Genomic DNA, 19859 nt, shown 5'->3' on the forward strand with positions numbered 1-19859 from the left:
TTTCCTCCTAAAATTTTTATTTAAATTAATGTGCGTCCGTTACTTTATGGGACATATAAACCATTGAAAGCATAATAAAGATATATGCTTGGATAGAACCAACAAAGATTGAGAAACCTTGCCATACAATTAAACCTGGAATACTAATTATCCAGCCCCATCCATTTTGGAAGAACAGACCAGCTAATAGTGATAATAATAGTTCACCGGCAAATATATTACCGTATAAACGTAGACCAAGCGTTAATGTAGAAGAGAATTCCTCAAATACATTAATGATAGCTAATGGCCAGAACGGTTTAAAGTAATTACCTATGTAAGCTTTCGTACCGCGCATTTTCACACCATAATAGTGTGTTAATAAAATCATTGTTGTTGACAATGTTAATGTCACAGTAGCATCAGCTGTTGGTGATTTCCACCATAAGTAATGATCTTTTGTCACTATAGCAAATGGTAAGCCTAACATATTGGCTACAAAGATAAATAAAATCAATGTTACTGCTAAGAAGTGAAATTGACCACCTTTATTCCAAGCCATGTTACTCTCAATGATGCCTCTTACAAAATCAAAGACCCATTCAATAAAGTTCTGTTTACCTGTAGGTCTTTTCTTTAGATTACGCGTACAAATAATAGCTATTAAAAAAACAATAATTGCAGTAATAACTAACATCAAGATACTTGATAAGTTGAAAACGATATCAAAACCAAATACATTCCAACTTCTGAGTGGGGATTTGTGATCCATGTACTCACCTCTTTCTTTTCGAAAATTTTACTCCCTTTGTAATAAAGGACGTATGATGATTAGTACATAAGAAATCATAAGGCCTATCATTATTCCTATAATGTTTACATACTCTTTAAAGAAAAACCAAATCAAGCACGCAACAATAGCGACTAAATACCTCCAGATATTGCCCGTAGAAATATGTATATTATCTGGTTGCTTTGCCCGAGATAAATAAAATTCAAAGATATATGTATTAATTAAAGCGCCAAACGTTCCTATTATTAATCCTAAAGTAAAAGGATTAGGTTTAATAATGTACAAAACACTTAACAAAATTAAAAAATAGATATAATATTGAATGAATTGTTTGAAAATAATACTAAAACGCTTCATTCATAGTGCCTCCAAAATTACTTATGAGTATCATGTAAACCGTTCCACTCATACAATTTTAATAATAATATAGCGTATATATCGTGTCAATTCTATTCAAATTGTTGTAAAAAATCCATACAATTTTGTCACAAAATATTCACATTTTAAATTCTTTTGGTTTTTCAATAATTAAACCAAAATAGTATTTTATACTTTCACATATTCTTAATGACGCCATTCCATCTCCATAAGGATTTTGTATTGATGCCATTTTTTTATATACTGTTGAGTCATCTAAAAGCGTTTTTATTTCAGTATAAACATTATCTTCTTCCGTGCCTATCACTTTTAACGTTCCAGCTGCCACCCCTTCAGGTCGCTCTGTAACATCTCTTAGTACTAAGACCGGTTTATTTAACGAAGGTGCTTCCTCTTGAACACCGCCAGAATCCGTTAATATGAAATGTGCCTTATTGGCAAAGTTGTGGAAATCTATCACATCTAAGGGCTCTATTCTTTCCACTTGCGTTTGGTCACTAAAATATTCACTAGCTAAATCTCTAACTTTTGGATTCAAATGCTGAGGATAAACTACTACTACATCCTCATATTCACTAACAATTCTATTTATCGCTTTGAAAACATTTCTCATAGGAAGACCTATATTTTCTCTACGATGCATTGTTAATAAAATTATTTTTTTATTCTCGTGCTTATTTAAAATATCTGACATGTAGTCATTTTTAATCGTAAGATTCAACGTATCAATAGCTGTATTTCCAGTTACAACAATAGAATCTCTATCTTTTTGTTCTTTGATTAAATTTTCAGCCGCATTTATTGTAGGTGCAAAATGCAAGTCGGCAATATTACTTACCATTTGTCGATTAATTTCTTCGGGAAATGGCGCATATTTATCGCCAGTTCTCAACCCTGCTTCTACATGACCTACAGCTATTTGATTATAAAAAGCAGCTAAAGCACCAGAAAATGTAGTAGTAGTATCTCCATGCACAAGTACCATATCTGGTTGTTCATCTTTGATGATATTTTCAAGTTGTATCATAGCGCTAGACGTAATTTCAGATAATGTTTGATTTTCTTTCATGATATTCAAATCATAGTGTGGTTGGATGTTAAATGTTTTTAAAACTGAATCTAACATTTCTCGATGTTGAGCAGTTACAACAATCATTGGCTCTAATTCGTCGTCATTTTCAAGTGCTTTAACTAAGGGTGCCATTTTAATCGCTTCTGGTCTTGTACCAAAGACTGTCATAATTTTTTTCATATTATTTACTCCTACAACGAACTAACTTTAAACTTCTCAACTACTTAGTACCAAATAGTCTATCCCCAGCATCACCTAAACCAGGTGTGATGTATGCTTTATCATTTAATTTTTCATCTAAAGCAGCTATAAAAATATCTACATCATCGTGCACTTCTTGCATTTTTTCAACGCCTTCAGGAGCTGCGATTAAACACATAAATCTAATATTTTTAGCGCCACGTTTTTTCAATGAATTAATTGCTTCGATAGCAGATGCCCCTGTTGCTAACATAGGATCTACAACTATAATTTGTCTTTCATCAATATCTTGAGGTAACTTCACGAAATATTCAACAGCTTTTAATGTTTCAGGATCACGGTATAATCCAATGTGACCTACACGTGCTGCAGGAACTAAGCTTAATACACCATCAGTCATTCCTAAACCTGCTCTTAAAATAGGTACGATAGCTAATTTTTTACCTGCTAATCTTTTCGCTGTCATTTTAGTAACTGGTGTTTGAATTTCGACATCTTGAAGTTCTAAATCTCTTGTTACTTCATAAGCCATTAACATACCTACTTCATCAACAAGCTCTCTAAATTCTTTTGTTCCTGTATTCATATCACGAATATAACTTAATTTGTGTTGAATTAAAGGGTGATCAAATACGTGTACTTTACTCATTATCTATTTCCTCCAGTTTAATTAAAAATTACTCATATAGTGGATACTTTGTTGTTAATTTACTTACTCTTTCACTTGCTTCTTTTAATTTAGCTTGATCTTTAGGATTTTTAAGCGCTAAGCTAATAATTTTCCCAACTTCTTTAAATGCTTCTTCATCAAAGCCTCTAGTAGTGGCTGCAGGTGTACCTAAACGAATACCACTTGTAACGAATGGTTTTTCCTGGTCGAAAGGAATAGTGTTTTTATTACAAGTAATGCCAATTGAATCTAGTGTAGATTCGGCTTCTTTACCTGTCACATTCACTGAGTTTTTAACGTCAACGGCTATTAAATGATTGTCTGTACCACCAGAAACGATTCTAAAGCCTTCTTCTTGTAGCGTCTCTGCTAAAACTTTAGCATTTTTAACTACTTGTTCTTGGTACGCTCTAAATTCTGGTTCTAACGCTTCACCGAAAGCAACGGCTTTAGCAGCAATCACATGTTCTAATGGACCACCTTGAATGCCAGGGAAGATTGTTTTGTCTATATCTTTTTTATATTCTTCTTTGCACAGGATTAATCCACCACGTGGTCCTCTCAAAGTTTTATGAGTTGTACTTGTAACGAAGTCTGCATATTCTACTGGATTAGGATGTAAACCTGCTGCTACCAAACCAGCGATATGCGCCATATCTACCATTAATTTTGCGCCTACTTCATCAGCGATTTCTTTGAACTTTTTAAAATCAAGTTCTCTTGAATATGCAGAAGTACCAGCCACAATTAATTTAGGTTTATGCTCAAGTGCTAATTTACGAACTGCTTCATAGTCAATCTTCTCTGTTTCTTTATCCACTTCATAATCAACAAAATTATAAAATTTACCACTAAAGTTAACAGGCGAACCATGCGTTAAATGACCACCATGGCTTAAATTCATTCCTAATACAGTATCACCCATTTCAAGTGCTACTAAATAAACAGCCATGTTAGCTTGTGAACCAGAATGAGGTTGAACATTAGCATGTTCAGCGCCAAATAATGCTTTAACACGTTCGATAGCAATTGTCTCAGTCACATCTACATAATCACATCCACCATAATAACGACGTCCAGGATAACCTTCCGCATACTTATTCGTCATTACAGAACCTTGAGCTTCCATAACAGCTTCAGAAACAAAATTCTCAGATGCAATTAATTCGATGTTATTATTTTGTCTATTATATTCATTTTGAATCGCTTCATAGACAGCTTTATCTTGATTTTGGATATATGACATTAAAATCCCCTCTTCCTTTCAAACCTATTCGTATTTAGCTCGTTCACCACCGATTTTTTTAGGTCTTGAAGTAGCAATTGTTACTATTGCTTCTCCAACTTTTTTGACACTAGTTCTAATCGGTACACAAACATGTTTAATATGCATGCCAATTAATGTTTGGCCAATATCAATACCTTTAGGAACAGTAATATGCTCTACAACTACTGGATCTTTCATGTGTCGATAAGCATAAGTTGCTAGACTCCCACCTGCATGAACATCTGGTACGACTGTCACTTCTTCCATTGTTAAAGGATTAAATTGTTCTCTTTCAATTGTGACCGCTCTATTAATATGTTCACAACCTTGAAATGCAAATGATACACCTGTTTCTTGTTGTACCTTTTCTAAGGTAGTGAAAATATCTTTAGCTACGTCCATTGAACCTACAGAACCTATTTTTTCTCCTATAACTTCAGATGTTGAACAACCAATGATGCATATTTCACCTTTTTTAAAGAATGATTGTGCTTTCAATTCATCTAATAAAGTTGTAAGTTCTTGCATAGAAATCTCCACCTTACTTACATAATTAAAAGAAGCATAGCAAACTAGCTATACTTCTTCATTATAACGTATTTAATTCATAACTTATACTAAATGTAATATTTTCGTTTTATGAAAAGCCTTGCAATTTGTGGATGAGACTATAAAGTTGATTAAACGTATATCGGTACGTATCAATACTGCCACCAAATGGATCGTCCACTTCCTCATTTTCCCCAACATATTCACTTAAAGTATAAACAGGAATGTTTTCACCGTATGCATTGATAAGTTGTGCTTTATGAGACTGCGTCATTGTTAAAATTAAATCACTGTCAAGATCACTCTCACTGAATTGCTGTGCTGAAGTTGGCTCTGGTAAATCATGTTCTAAAATAACTTCTAGAGACTCTGGTGTCACTGATTGGCCATTTACAGCAAATAACCCTCTCGATTCAATCGTATCGTTTGGAAGTATTGTTTTACCTATGCTTTCTGCAATAGGACTACGACATGTATTACCCGTACATACAAATATTATTTTCATAACTCTTCACCTCTAATGATACGATTAGCAGTTGCTTTGGACATTCGATTCATCACGGCTTCCGCGGATTCTGCATTTTCAAAAGCATAGATATATGCTTCATTAATCATTTCATTCTTGTCAATATCATGCAAAATGGCATATAAATTATGATTTGCTCCTTTAATATCATCTTCATCTTGACATAAAGGAATAAACCATGAGCTATCAGGAACAAGTGACTGTAAACTTTCTGGCACAATAAAAGCAGCATTTGACCAATCTTTATGATTTGCAATAGGATTGGTTAAATCTTTTAGCATCGTTACTGGTGTTTCTGGTGAATAATGTTTATATTTCATACCCGGAGCAATGGGTTTTTCGACATTATTATAATTAAAATGCTCGACACTACCAGGAAGCACCTCATTCAACATGGTTTGAGTAATGGCGCCTGGACGAGCGATTCTAAAGGGATATTGCGTACAATCAAGCACGGTACTTTCTAAGCCTTCTTCACTTTGATCCCCGTTGACAATGCCGTCAATTTTACCATTTAAATCATGATAGACATGTTGAAACGTTGTAGGTGATGGACGTCCACTTAAATTAGCACTTGGTGCAGCTATAGGTAAGTTTACATATTGTAAAATAGCGCGTCCTAACGTGTGACTCGGCATACGCACTGCAATTGAATCTAGACCACCGCTCACTTTATCACACAGGTAACCTTTTTTTAGAGGTAAGATAAATGAAATCGGTCCAGGCCAAAAGGCATTCATTAGTACTTTGGCTTCATTAGGTATATGAGTAACAAACTCATTTAATTGTTCTAAACTATGAATATGCACGATTAAAGGATTGTCAGAGGGACGTCCTTTGGCTTTATAAATATTAGAAACCGCTTCTTCATCTTTTGCATTTGCACCAAGACCATATACAGTTTCAGTAGGAATAGCGATTAAGCCACCTTGTTCAAATATTGTTTTTATTTCATTCATTTTAGGAAATGATAGTGGCGCTTCACTATAGTTGCGCATATCCCATATTTTACTCTCCATTCACCTCACACCTTTCCTTTAATTATCGTGATGATGAGTGATAAAGAGGCTGGGACAAAATAATATGTCTCAGCCTCCCCCATCGCTTATTGCCATTCAAATGACACGATCCTATCTATTCCATTAATATCTTTGATTACATTAACTAATAAATTCGGATATTTTTTTAAAATTAGTTCCTTTAATATCTCGCCTTGATTATACCCTATTTCAAATGTAACATATGCATTTTCATTAAGGACTTTTGGCAAATCATTTAATATAGATTCATATATTGCATAGCCCTTATTTTTCGCAAACAGGGCAACATGAGGCTCATATTTCACGACTGTATCCGCCATACTATGAACCTCTTCATAGTCTATATAAGGTGGATTGGAAATGAGACCATCTACTTTAATATTATTTTTAATCAATGGTTTTAAAGCATCTCCATGCATAAATTCAATATCAGCATTATGATGATAGGCATTATCCTTAGCTAAATCTATGGTTTCTTGAACGACATCAGTCGCAATAATGTTCAATTTAGGATTTAATTTCTTAAGTGATACAGCAAGCGCGCCACTTCCTGTACCAATGTCTACAACTGTCGCTCCCTCTTTCACATGTTCCAAGAAATGAAGCATTACTTCTTCGGTTTCTGGTCGAGGAATTAGACAATGTGAATTGACTTGAAACTGAAGACCATAGAACATTTGAAAACCTACAATGTACTGAATAGGTTCACCTAGTAGCATGCGTTCAACAGCCAATGAAAATCTAGCTTCCTCAGCTTCATTCATTTCATCATACATATGCATAAGGTAATCCGTTCTAGACCAACCAAATAAATCAAGCATTAACCATTCTGCACGAGATTGTTCGAAACCTTTATTCTTTGCTAGTTGAATGGCTTCAGTTAATTTATCCTTAAAGCTCGCCATTATTTAATTCTTTCAGTTTTTCAGTTTGTTCAGAAAGTGTAAGTGCATCGATAATCTCGTCTAATTTACCTTCCATGATTTGATCTAACTTTTGTAATGTTAGACCAATACGGTGATCTGTTACACGGCTTTGTGGATAATTGTATGTTCTTACACGCTCAGAGCGGTCACCTGTACCGACAGCTGATTTACGTTGTGCAGCATACTTTTGTTGTTCTTCTTGTAATTTCATATCATATAAACGTGCTTTCAACACTTTTAATGCTTTCTCACGGTTTTGAATTTGAGACTTTTCAGAAGATGTAGCAATTACACCTGTTGGCAAGTGAGTAATACGTACAGCTGAGTCTGTAGTATTTACGTGCTGACCACCAGCACCACTTGAACGGTACGTATCAATTTTTAAGTCTTCATTGCGAATTTCAATTTCAACATCTTCAACTTCTGGTAATACAGCTACTGTAGCAGTTGAAGTATGAATACGACCACCTGATTCTGTTTCAGGCACACGTTGGACACGGTGTGCACCATTTTCAAATTTTAATTTACTATATGCGCCGCTACCTGAAACTGAAAAGCTGATTTCTTTATAACCACCATGGTCACTTTCAGCTGCTTCTACAATTTCAGTTTTAAAGTTTTGAGATTCTGCATATTTGGTATACATTCTTAATAAATCGCCTGCAAAAATTGCAGCTTCATCTCCACCTGCTGCTGCTCTGATTTCAACGATAACGTCTTTTTCATCATTAGGATCTTTAGGGATAAGCAAGAATTTAAGTTGTTCTTCTAATTCAGGAATAGCACTTTTAAGACTAGTACTTTCCTCTTTTAACATTTCAATTTCTTCTTTATCATCTGTTTCATTTAACATTTCATCGATTTCATCGATTTCTTCTTTTTTGCTTTTATAATCTCTATAAACATCTACTGTTTTTTGTAAATCAGCTTGTTCTTTAGAATATTTACGTAATTTATCTGAATCATTAACAACCTCAGGGTCACTTAACATTTCATTTAATTGTTCATATCTTTCTTCAACAATATCTAATTGATCAAACACTACATTTCCTCCTTCTCATTATTACTCGGTGCAACAATGTGATGTGCTCTACATCTAGGTTCATAACTTTCATTCGCTCCCACTAAAATAATAGGATCATCTATTTTAGCTGGTTGTCCATTAATTAATCGTTGGGTTCTACTTGAAGATGAACCACAAACAGCACATACCGCTTGTAACTTAGTTACTTGTTCACTGACTGCCAAAAGTTGAGGCATAGGTTCGAACGGTTCTCCACGAAAGTCCATATCCAATCCAGCAACTACAACTCTATGGCCCTCTTCAGCAAGTTTTTCAACGATATTAACAATCTCTTTATCAAAGAATTGAATCTCATCAATGCCAATCACATCTACATGTGATAAATCTTGTAATAAAATATCTCGTGCTGTGGTAATATTAATGGCTTCTAATTCATTTCCATCATGAGATACAACTTTTTCATCATGGTAACGATTGTCTATAGCCGGTTTAAACACTACTATTTTTTGTTTAGCATACAGACCTCGGCGCAATCGACGAATTAATTCTTCTGATTTGCCACTAAACATACTTCCAGTAATGCATTCAATCCAACCAGAATGGTAAGTTTCATACATTATAAGTTCCACCTTTTTCAAAACATAATCGCTTAATTATATCATATTTTAATTGTTTATAAACGACTTTATGTATATCTAGAATGTTCATAATTTTTAAGTATTTAGCCCCCATACTTTATTTAGTATGACACTTACTCGATTTAATAATATAAAAAAACTGCCTACTTAACTCTATATAGCATAGATTAGGCAGACAGTTTAAACTTACAATTAGTTGTTGTTGTTTGATTTGAGACCAAACTTTTTGTTGAAACGTTCCACACGACCATCCGCAGCAGCGAATTTTTGACGTCCAGTATAGAATGGGTGTGAATCAGAAGATACATCTAAACGAATAACTGGGTATTCATTTCCATCTTCCCATTCCATAGTTTCTGAAGATGTTTTTGTAGAACCACTTAAGAATTTAAAGTTTGTTGTAGTATCTAAAAAGATAACTTTGTGGTAATCAGGATGAATTCCTTGTTTCATTATTTTCAGCTCCTTTGCCCTGAACCATCTGGAACAGAGTTATTTGTGAGTTTTTACCCAATACTTAGCAATTATAATAGTTATAACTATAAAACGCAACCCTAAAACTGATATTCATTAAATTATCGGTTTACCAGTTTTAGTACTCTCTTCGGCTGCTTTTTGAAGTTGTTGGAAAAACTCTTTGTTATTTTTAGATTTTTTTAATTTTCTAATGAAGCGTTCCGTAAAGTCTGTTGAATCTGTAAACATATTTCTCAGTTGCCATAATGAATCTAACTCAGATTTACTAATTAATAATTCTTCTTTACGTGTTGAGCTTCTACCAATATCAATTGCTGGGAAGATACGACGCTCAGATAACTTACGATCTAAGTGTAACTCCATATTTCCTGTTCCTTTGAACTCTTCATAAATCATATCGTCCATACGTGAACCTGTTTCAACTAACGCTGTCGCGAGGATTGTAAGACTTCCGCCCGCTTCAATATTACGTGCTGCCCCAAAGAATGCTTTCGGTTTATGTAATGAGGCTGGATCTAACCCACCTGATAACGTTCTACCACTAGGAGGGATCACTAAGTTATATGCACGTGCTAATCGCGTAATAGAATCCATTAAGATAATCACATCTTGTCCAATCTCAACTAATCGTTTCGCTCTTTCAAGTAATAATTCCGCCACTTTTACATGATGTTCAGGTGGCTCATCAAACGTTGAATGTACCACTTCTGCAGATTCAACTGAACGTTCTATATCTGTGACTTCTTCTGGTCGCTCACCAATTAATAAAATAAATAATTTTGCATCAGGTTTATTTATACTAATTGCATTAGCGATTTCTTTAAGTAATGAAGTTTTACCAGCCTTTGGAGGAGCTACGATAAGTCCACGTTGACCTAAACCGATTGGGGTAACTAAATCCATAATACGCGTTGAGTAGTTTTGAGGATCTGTTTCTAATATAATTCTTTCCTCAGGGTAAAGAGGTGTTAAAGCTTGGAAGTGAGGGCGTTTTTTGACTACTTCAGCATTTTCATCATTTACAAAGTCTACTTGTAATAAACCATAATATTTTTCGTTATCCTTAGGCTTACGTACCTTACCAGTGACCTTGTCACCTCGTTTAATTTCGAAACGTCGAATTTGACTAGCAGAGATGTAAATATCTTTTTCACCTTTAGAATAGTTAACAGTTCTTAAGAAACCGTAACCATCTGGCTGAATATCATCTAATACACCTTCCATGTAATAATTGCCATCTTTTTCCATTTGAGCTTCCATGATGGCTAAGACTAATTCACTTTTATTCAATTTACTATAATTAGTAAGTTTTAAAGATTTAGCTTTTTGCGTTAACTCTTTGGTTGTGTAATTCTTATATAATTCATGAAAAGATTCATATTGCGGTGATGTACGTTCTCTTTCAGGCATAAACTGCACCCATTTCTTATATTTTTATGAAGACTCATTTTTAACATAGTTTATTAATTTGTTTTATTTTCTGCTTTTCTGAAAATGCAGCACCAAATAAATCATAAATGATTTTATCAAAAAATTGTGAGTCTTAAATACTAGAATTAATATAGCAAATTTTCATTTTAATTACAAAATGATTTTATTAAATTTCAAAAATTAAAACAGCACATGGAACTATAAAAGTCCCATGCACTGTTATAAATCATAATTAAATTAATTTTTTAAATTAAATGAAATAACCAGCGATTGATTTAACTTCTAAGAATTCTTCAATTCCGTAATCGCCCCATTCACGACCGATACCAGATTGTTTATAACCACCGAATGGTAAGTCTGGTGTGTTTGCTGCTTCGTTAATTTGGATACGTCCAGCTTCGATTGAGCGCGCTACTTTTTGAAGCGTATCTTTATCTTTACCAATGACATAACCAGCTAAGCCGTATTCTGTATCATTAGCAATTTTAATCGCTTCATCTACATCATTATAAGTGATAACTGATGCTACTGGACCAAAGATTTCTTCACGAGCGATTGTCATATCATTATCTACATTAATAAAGATAGTTGGTCTTGCAAAGTAACCAGTGTCTAATCCTTCTGGTTTACCTGGGCCACCATAGAATAATTCAGCGCCTTCTTCAATACCTTTATCAATATATGATTGCACTGTATCGAATTGTTTTTTACTAATAATTGGTCCAACTTGTGTACCTTCTTCACGTGGATCGCCCACTTTAACATTACTGAATTCTTCTTTTAATGCTGTTAGGAATTCTTCTTTAATGCTTTCTGGTACTAAGATACGAGTACCTGCAGTACAAACTTGACCAGTATTGTTAACTACTTTACCTGTTGTAGCTTTTGCTGCTTCTTTAATATCTACATCATCTAATACGATGTAAGGTGATTTACCACCTAATTCAAGTGATACTTTTTTGAAGTCTTTAGAAGCTTTTTCCATGATTTTAGAACCAGTGCGTCCTGAACCAGTAAATGACATCATTCTCACTTTAGGATGTTCACTTAATGGATTACCTACACCTTCACCATCGCCGTTAACTAAGTTGAATACACCTTTAGGTACGCCAACTTTATCAAAGATTTCAGCTAGGATAATTGCAGCAAATGGTGTTTCTTCAGATGGTTTAAGTACTACTGGACTACCAGCTGCAAATGCGGCTGCAAGTTTTAATGAAGTTTGGTTAGTTGGAAAGTTCCAAGGCGTGACTAACCCAGTGACACCAATTGCTTCTTTTGTTACTAGTGAATCTCCACGGCGTTCTTCAAACTCAAATGAATCTAATGCTTTACTAGCTTCTTGGAAATGTTGTAAGCCCATTTCATAGTGAACATTTTCAGAAATAGTAAGTGGTGCACCTAATTCATCTGTAATAGCTTCGATGATATCTTGTTTTCTATTTTTATATTCTTCAACGATTTTATCTAATAATTCTTTTCTTTCTTTTACTGAGCTATGGCGAAATTCTAAATATACGTCATTAGCAGCTTCTACAGCTTTATCTACGTCTTTTTCGTTACCTTTAGCTACTTTACCGATAACTTCTTCAGTTGCAGGATTAATTACATCAATTGTTTCGTTACTTTCACTATCAATCCATTCACCATTGATATATTGTTGAGTATAATTTCTCATCAATGATTCACTCCTTAATCATCGTTATTACATCTGTCTACTGTTTATCCTTTTTAGAAAAATTTAAACATAGCCTTTTTAACATAAAAAAAGTTCTGCTTTACATTATTTACGTCATAATGCATTATCGCAGAACCTTGTCTTTATTATTTAGCTTTAACTTCATTTTCAAGCTCTATATAAGTTCTAGCCCAATCTTCCATTGGTTTTAAAGCTTCAGCTAGAGCTCTTCCTTTTTCTGTCAATTCATAAATAATTGAAACCGGACTAGTTGAAACTATCTTTTTTTCTACTAATCCCCATTCACCTAAATCTGTTAATTTAATACTCAAAGCACGAGGGGTAATCGTTTTTAAATCCCTTTTCATATCGGAAAAGTGTGCAGTATAATCAGTGCATCGAGATAGGTAGTTAATGATTAAACCGTTCCAACTTCTACCAACAATTTTAAAGGTTTCTTCAAGATATGGACAGATTTCCATTGTCTTCACCTCTAATCCAAACATCTTTTACAAAAAGAGAGAGCCTGTAGCCTTATCTATGGAATGCTACAGGCTATGAAGTAGCTTGAATTTACACTATACTTCATTTACTTTTTGTCTTTAATATAATTATTATACCAAATATTTTTACGCTTGTTCAGTCCAAATATCTGCACCTAATTCTTTTAAGTGTTTGACGATATCAGTATATCCACGATAAATGTGTTTAACTTTATAAATTGTTGTTACACCTTCAGCAATTAATCCAGCAATGATTAAACATGCCCCTGCACGCAAGTCACTTGCATAAACATCAGCACCTTGTAATGAAGATGGTTTGATAGTAGCTGTACCAGTCGACATGTCTGCCTCAATATCAGCACCCATATTTTTTAATTCATCTACATGTTTGAAACGAGCTGGGTAAATTGTTTCAGTAACAAATGAAGGACCATCTGCCATAAATAATAATGGTGTAATTGGCTGTTGTAAGTCTGTGGCAAAGCCAGGATATACCAATGTTTTAATATCTACATTTTTATAATCTTTATGACCTCTAATTGTCGCTTTTTCTGCATCGTCATTTATATCGATATCTACGCCTAATTCTTTTAATTTTACAGTTAATGCTTCTACGTGTTTCGGTACGATATTATTAATCGTTACTTCTTTACCACAAGCAGCAGCTATACACATATAAGTGCCTGCTTCAATACGGTCAGGAATAATTTGGTATTCAGAACCATGTAATGTTTCTACACCGTTAATCTTTAGTGTGCTTGTACCTGCGTCCTTAACATCTGCTCCTAAACTATTTAAGAAGTTGGCCACATCTACAACTTCAGGTTCTTTTGCGGCATTTTCAATAATCGTTTGGCCTTTAGCATGCACGGCTGCTAACATAATATTAATAGTTGCTCCTACACTTACCATATCAAGGAAGATATTAGCACCATGAAGTTCTTTAGCTTCGATCTTCATAGATGTTTCACTAGACTCATCGATTTCAGCACCAAGTGCTTTAAATCCTTTAATGTGTTGATCAATTGGTCGAGGCCCTAGTGGACAACCGCCTGGTAAACCAATGACACATTTTTTAAAGCGACCTAACATCGCTCCCATCATATAATAAGACGCACGAAGAGATTCTACTTTATTATTTGGTAATGGTGCATTTTGTATATCAGTAGTATCAACATCTAGACGTTTACCATCCAAATTTGTTTTAATATTTAAATCTTCTAATAAACTTACTAATGTTTCGACGTCAGAAATTTGTGGAAGCCCATCTAGCTTTACTTGGCCTTGAGCTAATAACGTCGCTGGAATAATAGCTACTGCACTATTTTTAGCACCACTTATTGTGACTTCACCGTTAAGCGTTTGACCACCACGGATTTTTATTACCTCTTGAGTCATAAGTTTTATCTCCTTTGTTTGTCATTTTTCAAATTGTACATTATAAGTATTATAAATTACATTTTATTTATTTGTAAAACGTTAATTACTTAGTTATTTAAGTAAAAATAATTTTCAAAAATAATATCCGGTAATCGTATAAAACCTTTAAAAGATATTATGTATAATAGTATTATAAATCATTTTCAAAAATTTATTAATTCATAATTGCTATAAATAAAAAATGGAGTGGATTTGAATTCGATAATGAATTCAAGTCCACTCCATTTAAATTATTTAGTCAACGTATTAAAAGTTTAATTATTTAGCACGGTTTGATGTACCAAATTCTCTAATTTTACCTTTAACTGTTTCTTTGATTGCTTCACGAGCAGGTCCTAAATATTTACGAGGATCGTAAACATCTTGGTCGTTATTTAAAACTTCTCTTACTGCTTTAGCAGAAGAAATTTGGTTTTCTGTATTTACGTTAATTTTAGCAGTACCATAAGGAATTGCTTTTTGGATATCTTTTGTAGGGATACCAGTACCACCATGTAATACTAATGGTAAACCAGTTGAAGCACCGATTTCTTCCATTTCTTTGAAACCTAATTTAGGTTCGCCTTTGTAAGGACCGTGTACTGAACCTAATGCAGGTGCTAATGCATCGATACCAGTTCTTTCTACTAATTCTTGACATTCTTTAGGGTCAGCATAGATGATTCCGCCAACAACGTCATCTTCTTGTCCACCTACTGTACCTAACTCAGCTTCTACTGATACGCCGTGTTGATGTGCATATTCAACTACTTTAGAAGTAATTTCAACGTTTTCTTCAAATGGGCTATGTGAAGCATCAATCATTACAGATGTGAAACCTGCATCGATAGCTTCTTTACATTTGTCGAAACTTGAACCATGGTCTAAGTGAATTGCTACTGGTACAGTAATATTTAAGTCGTGCATTAAACCTTCAACCATTTTTACTACTGTATAGAAACCACTCATGTAACGAGCAGCACCTTCTGATACACCTAAAATTACTGGAGCATTTTCTTCTTGTGAAGCTTCTAAAATTGCTTGTGTAAATTCTAAGTTATTTAGGTTGTATTGACCAACCGCATAACCATTTTCTTTTGCATCTATTAACATTTCTTTCATTGAAACTAATGGCATGAAAGTTCCTCCTTGGGTGCAATTGCACTAATTTTTCAAAATCATTATATCAGAAAAGAATTTTAAATGCATGTTTATACTCGTTCAAATATATAAATCATTAAAGAACATTATTTAGTAAGCAAAATTGTCATTTCAGACAATTGCATAACCTCACTCATTTCATTACAATACTTATGAAATGGAGGATAAACATGTCTAAAATATTACATACACAATTAACTGGTATATTTAATCGTTTAGAAGATCAAGCATTAGATATTCAAATGGCAGCACAATGTTTAATACAAGCAATTGGCGGTGAAGGCTATGTTTATATTAAAGGTTATGGAGATTTAAATTTCTTTGAGCCCTTTATCTTAGAAAGTGAAGAACACTTAAAATCTTCAAAGCGACTATCTAGTATAAATTCTATTTCTGACATTGATTCTACAGATCGTGTTTTACTCTTTTCTCCTTTTTATACAGAGGAAGTCGCTAAAGATGTGCATGAATTACTCGCTCAAGATATTGATTTTGTTTTAATTTGTAATCGTCCTAAACAAGAAGATTTCCCTGAACATCTTCTGCACTTTGTTAATTTAGCTACACCTCGTCCAATTGTCTATACAGAAGATTATGATAAGATCGTTCAACCTCATACTATGGCTTTTAATTACATTTATTATGAGATTTATACGCAAATGATTGAAATGACACGCGATTTAGAACTATAACTGTAACGAAAAAAGCACCTCCTTTCTCACGTTTAAGAAAGGAGGTGCTTTTTAAATCTAAATATTACTTTTGATTTTGATGTTGATAAGCCGCTTCTACAAATGCTTTAAAGATTGGTTGCGGTCTATTAGGTCTTGATAAGAACTCTGGATGGAATTGACAAGCTACGAAGAAGTCATTTTCAGGAATTTCTACCATTTCTACTAAACGACCATCTGGGCTAGTTCCTGAGAATACCATACCTTTCTCTTCAAGTTGCTCTCTGTATTCATTGTTAAATTCATAACGATGACGATGTCTTTCTTCAATATTAGTAGCATCATAAATACGATGTGCTAAAGTGCCTTCTTTAATAGCACATGGATATAATCCTAAACGTAATGTACCGCCTAAATCTTCAATGTCTTTTTGCTCAGGAAGTAAGTCAATAATAGGATAAGGTGTATTTGGATCTAACTCTGCTGAATGTGCTCCTTTTAAGCCTAATACATTTCTTGCATACTCAACTGTTGCTAATTGCATACCTAAGCAAATACCGAAGTAAGGTACGTTGTTTTCACGCGCATATTTAATCGCTGAAATTTTCCCTTCACTTGCTCTAAATCCGAAACCACCAGGCACTAAGATACCGTCTACATCGCTTAAGTAGCTTTCTACATTTTCATCTGTAACTTCACTAGAATCAATCCATTTAACGACAACGTCTTTCTTCAATGGATAACCTGCATGTTTTAATGATTCTACGACAGATAAATAAGCATCTTGTAAGCTTACGTATTTACCTACTAAACCAATTGTAATTGTGCCATCTAATGAGTTGACTGTATCTAATAAATATTGCCATTCATCTAATTGTGTTTCGTATTTAGCATCTAAATCTAAACGGTTGATAACAATGTCATCCATATCTTGTGCACTTAATTGTAATGGAATTTCATATAATGAAGAAGCGTCTCTACATTCAATAACACTTTCTTTATTGATATCACAGAATAAAGCAATTTTATCTTTTAAGTCTTGCGTCATTTCATATTCTGTACGTACGACAATTAGGTCTGGTTGAATACCTAATCCACGTAATTCTTTTACACTATGTTGTGTAGGTTTCGTTTTCATTTCGCCTGCTGCTTTAATGTATGGTAATAATGTACAGTGCACGTACATAACATTTTCACGACCTAAGTCACTTCTAATTTGACGAATCGCTTCAATGAAAGGTAATGATTCGATATCACCAGTTGTACCACCGATTTCAGTGATTACTACATCAGCATTTGTACTTTCTCCAGCTAATAATAATCTTTCTTTAATTTCGTTAGTAATATGTGGGATAACTTGTACAGTACCACCTAAGTAGTCACCGCGACGTTCTTTCTTCAATACGTGAGAGTAAACTTTACCAGCTGTTACATTTGAATATTTATTTAAATTAATGTCTATGAAACGTTCATAATGTCCTAAGTCTAAGTCAGTTTCAGCGCCATCGTCTGTAACAAATACCTCTCCGTGTTGATAAGGACTCATTGTACCTGGGTCTACGTTTAAATATGGATCAAACTTTTGAATCGTTACTTTAAGACCTCTATCTTTTAACAATCTTCCTAGAGAAGCGGCTGTGATACCTTTACCTAATGATGACACTACTCCGCCTGTTACAAAAATAAATTTTGTCATTTCCTGACCTCCTAATTAATAAAGGGATGCTTCCTTACTAAACAATTACTCATACTTAAAAGTTAATAAAATAAAAAAATCGCTCCCTCTCACATAGATGCAAGGGGAGCGTATAAAATTTATACACGTGTCCTATTTAAAGGAGCCCGAATAAAATTTTAACATCTTTTTAATAAAAGTCAATCAAAACTAAAATTTAGTCGTTGAAATCTTCTTCCTCTTCAAATGCTTCTTCCTCTTCTTCATCGAGGTCTTCATCATCGTCTTCTTCAATCACGATATCAGAGTCATTGATTTCATCTTCAACTTCTTCATCTTCTGGATCATTTAACGTTTCTTGATCATCCGTTTGAGCTGGAATATCATCGTCATCATCCATTTCGTCATCGCCTAATAATTTAAGATTTTTATCTTCTTCATCGTCATCATCAAGGATGTCGAATTTTTGAATTGTTGGCGCGATTTTTTCTTCAATGTCATCTACTGAATACCAGTCACGAAGACCCCATTGATTTTCACCAACATTTAAGAAACGTCCGTCAGTATTTAAATCAGTGTAGAATTGTACTACACGATTTTCGATTTCTTCATATTCATAATCGCCTAAGTTTTTAAATTCATCAATGATATCATATAAGTTCATTGTTGAACCTTTGTCATGTAACAAAGTATAAGCCATATCGATAAATGATTTTTCGTCAACCATTTCTTTAGTATAATCTTGAATTTTCATTATAACTTAACTTCCTTTCGAAGGATTTTATAATAACTCGTTAATTTTCATTAATTAATAGTAACAAAGATAAATTATAAATGACAACAAGTGATTTCGCAATTGCTATTATCTTAGTAATTAATATATTTTTCAAAAATCACTAAATCCTCACATTGATTCATTTCAACAAATCCACTATTAATACATAAAGATTTTAATTCATTATTTTCACCGAACAATGTGATGACAATTGTCTTAATACCTTTAAAATGTTTACGTATATATGTAGGTAATTGACGCAGTGCACTCTCAGCTATTCCCTCTTTACGCTGATCTTTGTTAACTTCAATTGCCGCAATATTCACTCGATCTTCATGTTGTTCAAGCGCAATGAATCCTGCTTTTTGGTTGTCTTTTAATAAATCTACAACTTTATAAGAAGCAATACTTGAATCTTTATTCTCAGCTAATCGTAGTGATGAGACATGCTTTGAATCTAAATCTAAGTAATATAACCTTTCTTTTCCGATAGGTCCTTCTTCTTTCGTAGCGGCAAGCATAAATCCTGCACGCTCATAAACATTCCACGCGCCTTTATTTTCAACATCTACCACTAAATATAAATGATTGAAATTTGGAAACAGTGCTTGGACATATTTAGGTAAGTACATCATCATTGTTGTGCCATAGCCATGTCCTTGGAACTTTTCATTAATTGATAATGAACGCACATAGACGACATTTTCCGGGGTATCATATCCTTCATGTTGATAATGTTGATGCAACACAAAGAACCCTACGACATCTCCCTCTTCATTTATTGCAATATTCGCAATTCTATTATCATCATTTAACGCTTCTTCCAATACTGTTTTAGGTAATGATGAATAAATTTGTTGACGTTCGCTCAATTCAAAATTCATAACATCTTGGCGATATTTCTCTTCAAATTCTTGAATTTCAATATTTTCAAACTTCTTTTTAATAGTCATGTTTTCTCCCCTAAATCTTCCAATTAAGTTACATATTATTATAGATGTTTTCC

The 19859-nt window shown here is 33.7% G+C and carries 21 protein-coding genes; 1 reads left to right on the plus strand and 20 read right to left on the minus strand.

Annotated features, from left to right (window positions below):
• Window positions 1–25: 25 nt before the first annotated feature.
• The 17 genes from atpB to fdaB form a co-directional block, all read right to left on the minus strand.
• Window positions 26–751: a F0F1 ATP synthase subunit A gene (gene atpB / locus E2558_RS10690; protein WP_126564875.1), complete on the minus strand. Its 726-nt coding sequence runs from the start codon at window positions 749–751 to the stop codon at window positions 26–28.
• Window positions 752–778: 27 nt separating this feature from the next.
• On the minus strand, window positions 779–1129 hold the full coding sequence (locus E2558_RS10695; RefSeq protein ID WP_126564874.1) for an ATP synthase subunit I: 351 nt from the start codon (window positions 1127–1129) through the stop codon (window positions 779–781).
• 139 nt (window positions 1130–1268) lie between these two features.
• Complete coding sequence (gene wecB, locus E2558_RS10700; RefSeq protein ID WP_126564873.1) at window positions 1269–2402, minus strand: non-hydrolyzing UDP-N-acetylglucosamine 2-epimerase; 1134 nt, start codon at window positions 2400–2402, stop codon at window positions 1269–1271.
• A gap of 40 nt (window positions 2403–2442) precedes the next feature.
• Window positions 2443–3072, minus strand: a complete 630-nt coding sequence (gene upp, locus E2558_RS10705; RefSeq protein ID WP_126564872.1) for a uracil phosphoribosyltransferase — start codon at window positions 3070–3072, stop codon at window positions 2443–2445.
• 28 nt (window positions 3073–3100) lie between these two features.
• Entirely contained in the window at window positions 3101–4339 is a 1239-nt protein-coding gene (gene glyA / locus E2558_RS10710; protein ID WP_126564871.1) for a serine hydroxymethyltransferase, read from the minus strand.
• Between the two features lie 24 nt (window positions 4340–4363).
• Entirely contained in the window at window positions 4364–4888 is a 525-nt protein-coding gene (locus E2558_RS10715; protein WP_126564870.1) for a TIGR01440 family protein, read from the minus strand.
• 109 nt (window positions 4889–4997) lie between these two features.
• Window positions 4998–5414: a low molecular weight protein arginine phosphatase gene (locus E2558_RS10720; RefSeq protein WP_126564869.1), complete on the minus strand. Its 417-nt coding sequence runs from the start codon at window positions 5412–5414 to the stop codon at window positions 4998–5000.
• Window positions 5411–6454 carry an L-threonylcarbamoyladenylate synthase gene (locus E2558_RS10725; protein WP_126564868.1) on the minus strand — a complete coding sequence of 348 codons (1044 nt, stop codon included), beginning with the start codon at window positions 6452–6454 and terminating at the stop codon, window positions 5411–5413. Before E2558_RS10725 ends, E2558_RS10720 begins: the two co-directional genes overlap by 4 nt.
• Window positions 6455–6540: 86 nt before the next feature.
• A complete protein-coding gene (gene prmC, locus E2558_RS10730) occupies window positions 6541–7380 on the minus strand; it encodes a peptide chain release factor N(5)-glutamine methyltransferase (RefSeq protein WP_126564867.1) in 840 nt (279 codons plus the stop codon).
• Entirely contained in the window at window positions 7367–8443 is a 1077-nt protein-coding gene (gene prfA / locus E2558_RS10735; protein WP_126564866.1) for a peptide chain release factor 1, read from the minus strand. The genes prmC and prfA overlap by 14 nt, the downstream gene beginning before the upstream one ends.
• Window positions 8443–9042, minus strand: coding sequence for a thymidine kinase (locus E2558_RS10740; protein ID WP_126564865.1), 600 nt, complete (start codon window positions 9040–9042; stop codon window positions 8443–8445). The genes prfA and E2558_RS10740 overlap by 1 nt, the downstream gene beginning before the upstream one ends.
• Before the next feature lie 213 nt (window positions 9043–9255).
• Window positions 9256–9516, minus strand: coding sequence for a type B 50S ribosomal protein L31 (locus E2558_RS10750; protein WP_103298956.1), 261 nt, complete (start codon window positions 9514–9516; stop codon window positions 9256–9258).
• Window positions 9517–9633: 117 nt separating this feature from the next.
• The gene (gene rho / locus E2558_RS10755; RefSeq protein ID WP_126564864.1) at window positions 9634–10950 is read right to left on the minus strand and encodes a transcription termination factor Rho; all 1317 of its coding nucleotides are present in this window, start codon (window positions 10948–10950) and stop codon (window positions 9634–9636) included.
• A gap of 271 nt (window positions 10951–11221) precedes the next feature.
• On the minus strand, window positions 11222–12649 hold the full coding sequence (locus E2558_RS10760) for an aldehyde dehydrogenase family protein (RefSeq protein ID WP_126564863.1): 1428 nt from the start codon (window positions 12647–12649) through the stop codon (window positions 11222–11224).
• 146 nt (window positions 12650–12795) lie between these two features.
• Window positions 12796–13131, minus strand: a complete 336-nt coding sequence (locus E2558_RS10765; protein ID WP_126564862.1) for a winged helix-turn-helix transcriptional regulator — start codon at window positions 13129–13131, stop codon at window positions 12796–12798.
• 147 nt (window positions 13132–13278) lie between these two features.
• Window positions 13279–14550: a UDP-N-acetylglucosamine 1-carboxyvinyltransferase gene (locus tag E2558_RS10770; protein WP_126564861.1), complete on the minus strand. Its 1272-nt coding sequence runs from the start codon at window positions 14548–14550 to the stop codon at window positions 13279–13281.
• Window positions 14551–14850: 300 nt separating this feature from the next.
• Entirely contained in the window at window positions 14851–15708 is an 858-nt protein-coding gene (gene fdaB, locus E2558_RS10775) for a class IIb fructose-bisphosphate aldolase FdaB (protein ID WP_126564860.1), read from the minus strand.
• Window positions 15709–15902: 194 nt separating this feature from the next.
• Between fdaB and E2558_RS10780 the strand changes: the two genes are divergently transcribed.
• The gene (locus tag E2558_RS10780) at window positions 15903–16424 is read left to right on the plus strand and encodes a DUF2529 family protein (protein ID WP_126564859.1); all 522 of its coding nucleotides are present in this window, start codon (window positions 15903–15905) and stop codon (window positions 16422–16424) included.
• Between the two features lie 64 nt (window positions 16425–16488).
• On the opposite strand, the gene E2558_RS10785 is transcribed toward E2558_RS10780, so the two are convergent.
• From E2558_RS10785 to E2558_RS10795, 3 genes are all read right to left on the minus strand, one after another.
• Entirely contained in the window at window positions 16489–18099 is a 1611-nt protein-coding gene (locus E2558_RS10785; protein ID WP_126564858.1) for a CTP synthase, read from the minus strand.
• 196 nt (window positions 18100–18295) lie between these two features.
• On the minus strand, window positions 18296–18832 hold the full coding sequence (gene rpoE / locus E2558_RS10790) for a DNA-directed RNA polymerase subunit delta (protein WP_126564857.1): 537 nt from the start codon (window positions 18830–18832) through the stop codon (window positions 18296–18298).
• Between the two features lie 113 nt (window positions 18833–18945).
• Complete coding sequence (locus E2558_RS10795; RefSeq protein ID WP_126564856.1) at window positions 18946–19806, minus strand: GNAT family N-acetyltransferase; 861 nt, start codon at window positions 19804–19806, stop codon at window positions 18946–18948.
• Between the last annotated feature and the right edge of the window lie 53 nt (window positions 19807–19859).

The sequence above is a fragment of the Staphylococcus pragensis genome, from assembly GCF_004785665.1.
Lineage (GTDB): Bacteria > Bacillota > Bacilli > Staphylococcales > Staphylococcaceae > Staphylococcus > Staphylococcus pragensis.